The organism is Nonomuraea sp. MG754425 (assembly GCF_021699195.1).
Taxonomy (GTDB): Bacteria; Actinomycetota; Actinomycetes; order Streptosporangiales; family Streptosporangiaceae; genus Nonomuraea.
Map to the genome: position 1 here is coordinate 1 of NZ_SSXE01000609.1, position 242 is coordinate 242.

The window sequence follows — 242 nt, forward strand, 5'->3', positions numbered from 1 at the left end:
GTCGGCTGGGTCGTCTCCAGCAGCGGGCGGCAGGACGCCGCCATGGCCCTGCTCATTCCCGCCGCCGAGGCCGCCGCCGGGCACGCCCCGTCCGCCGCGCTGGCCACGCTGGCGATGGCGGGACGGGTGGCGCTGAAGTCGGGCCGCCGCGACCACCGCGAGCGCATCCGGCGAGTGCTCGGCCTGATCACGGCGGCAGGGCCGGACGATCCGGCCCTGCCCTGGGTGCCGGCCTGCATCGA

Annotated in this window: 1 protein-coding gene; it reads left to right on the forward strand. The window is 78.1% G+C overall.

Going from position 1 to position 242, the window contains the following annotated elements; all coding sequences use genetic code 11:
* Window positions 1-242, forward strand: a 242-nt coding sequence (locus FAF44_RS54185) for a hypothetical protein (RefSeq protein WP_237111254.1), incomplete at both ends; no start/stop codon positions are given.